Source organism: Selenomonas sp. AE3005 (assembly GCF_000686945.1).
Lineage (GTDB): Bacteria > Bacillota > Negativicutes > Selenomonadales > Selenomonadaceae > Selenomonas_A.
On sequence record NZ_JMME01000026.1, the window covers coordinates 1 to 2,692 of the forward strand.

At 46.4% G+C, this 2,692-nt stretch carries 1 protein-coding gene and 1 pseudogene; both read left to right on the plus strand.

Going from position 1 to position 2,692, the window contains the following annotated elements; translation table 11 throughout:
• The coding region (locus tag DL94_RS14805; RefSeq protein ID WP_037371850.1) for an autotransporter domain-containing protein at positions 1 to 342 on the plus strand (342 nt) is incomplete at its 5' end.
• 44 nt (positions 343 to 386) lie between these two features.
• Positions 387 to 2,692: pseudogene (locus DL94_RS15425) on the plus strand (autotransporter outer membrane beta-barrel domain-containing protein); the annotation flags it as partial.

A 2,692-nucleotide genomic window follows, 5' to 3' on the forward strand; every position in this document is an offset into this window, starting at 1 on the left:
GGCGTATTTGGCCAGCGGGTCAACAGTGCCGAAAATACCTACTTGGCAACGGGCCTGGGTGTGGAGTTTAAGCGCTACCTGAACAAGGGCAGCTATGCCATGCGGCTCGGCGTAAAACATGCGTTCAGCGGTGCCAATCCCCGGGTGACTTTTGGTCTTTTTGGGGGCGGTTCATCTGATTATGAAATGCGCGGCCAGCAGGATAAGACACATATGGTGATGTCGCTAAGCGGTGAGGCAGAATTTTCGCCGGGCTGGACTTTGGCCGGTGATTTGGCCCTGCAGAAGGGCAGACACGACAAAGACCTTATGGCAGCGGTTACTTTGAGAAGAATGTGGTAATTAAATATTGGGAAATAAACTCGAGTTTATCTGGAAGTGATAGTATGAAGAAAAAGCAAAAGAGAATGGGTGTTAAGTATAATCGTACACTGGTAACAGCGGTACTTATTGGTTTGATGTCAACCACTCCTTATACTTCGGCTGGAGCAAGCGAATATTTGGCAACCAAGTATTTGGATTACAATGGAAAACATGTTGCTGAAATTAACTTTTTAAAGGAAGGCCAGGGGATTGGAGCCGCCAATCAATATCTTGTTCCGGCAGCATCGTACAATTTGTCGAATGAGTTGATCTCTGCTATGGCAGACAGTGCATCTTATTGGACAAATATGTTGGGACCTGGCTTGAAAAATACTACCCCTTGGCAGATTTTTGTATCTACAGACTGGAGAAGGAATGCTTCGGCTGCCTCCAGAAGTATTGTGTCCAATGGTGAAAGAGCAGCAAGAAGAAGCTATAGGAACAACGAATTCTTTGTCACCGATCAGCTGCAAAATGGCACTGTCTATGAACAACTGACCTATGAAAATGCCCAAACCGGTGTATTGCCGGAAGGCAAATACGGGTTCAGCCGGGTGATGATAGGCTATTATTCCGGGGCCAAACGAACAGGCGCCATAGATGGCTGGTGGGTGGATACGGATACTGTACTGCCGACCAATGAACAGGCCACCAACTTTGCGGGAACTGTTAGGCATGAGTTGGGGCATGCTCTGGGGATCACCGCCCGAAAAAGGACAAGAAATGACGTGACAACGTTTTTACCTACCCTTACCGATGAAAAATCCTGGACGCTTAATCTCTATGACCAGAATGGCAACAGGGCCAAGCCTGGGATGAAGATTGTTACTTCGGCTACGTTTGCTGACCTGCAGAGTGACGATCCAAGCATTTCAGCGAAGGACTATTTTATAGTAGATGAAAAGGTTGATGCGAATGGTAACGGCTTTGCATATTTTACTGGTCCTAATGTGGTGGAGGCCCTGGGTGGGGGCAAGTTTTACGGTCGTAGTGCATTGTCGGTAAATGGTTGGGAAAGTGATAAGTTTGACGGCTCTCATATTCAGACCGCCGGTATGATGAGTCATCGTGATTACAGCAACTATTCCGTTTTTTTGGAAGCAGAGCTGGCTGCATTGCAGGATTTAGGCTATAAACTGGACCGCAAGGCTTATTATGGACGTTCCATATACGGGAATGGGGGGAATATTACCAATACGCAGGGATATTTCGCCCGCAATAGTGATGGGACCGCATATTTGGAAGATACATATAGTGAAATACCCCTTGGTATTGGGCTCCATGTATATGGATATGACAATACTGTTACGCAGGCGGCGGATATTTTGACTCATGGTACGGGCGCTGTTGGTATTCGTGTTGATGGCATGAAAAACAACCTGATTATTCCAGAGGATACGGAAATACATTCTGATGGTTACCGGGGCAATGGTGTTATGATTGCCTATGGCCGGGACCAGAATGTGGACCAGGCCGGTACGGTGACCGCCATGGGCGACGGTGGTACCGCCATGCGGTTTGATTTCGGCTCCGGCAGAAGCGGCGGCTTTGAGTACCGTGGTTCATATATTCGGTATAGGCGTTGGGTAAACAGCAAAAGTAGTGGTAGAGAACCAGGAGAAATATATCGGACCCGTAATCTTGACTTGACCAGTATTGGGCCTAATGCCTATACTGCCTGCAATGATGAGCTGGAAGGTGCTTTGGTGAATAACTATAATCTTTCCGGCAATTTGGCTGGTAAAGAAAATGCCATTTATATTGGCAAGACTGCCTTTGTAAAAAATATAAATATAAATAATGGGGCCAAAATTCAGGGCAACATCGTTTCTGACTGGAAACAATTTAATGATCCGTCCTGTGAAGGAGCCTATGACCAAACTGGTGACAAGCGGGATGTATTACGTATTCAGTACGGAGGAAAAAGAGAGGAAAATGGTATCGATTATCATCAGTATATTCCTGATCTGGTGACCAATCTTAATTTCAATACGAATATGACCTATAGCGGCAATATCACCGGCGAAGATAACATGAAGATGAATGTGAGTGGTGGTATTCTTAATTATACCGGCAGTGCCAATGTAGTAAATGTAAATGTGGCAAAGGAGGCTGAGCTGTACGGTGGTACCTATACAGTCAATGATATGTCGGACAGAATGCCCACAGGCTATACAGATGAAACCACGGGGCAGTTCATCAATCACGGTACTATCGGCGCCTCCGCGGCTGACAAAAATATGACAATTAACGGCACTTTGGTATCCGATGGCAAACTGCAGGCCTATGGCGGCGGTGATAAAGGCCAGATAATCGTCAATGGTACGGC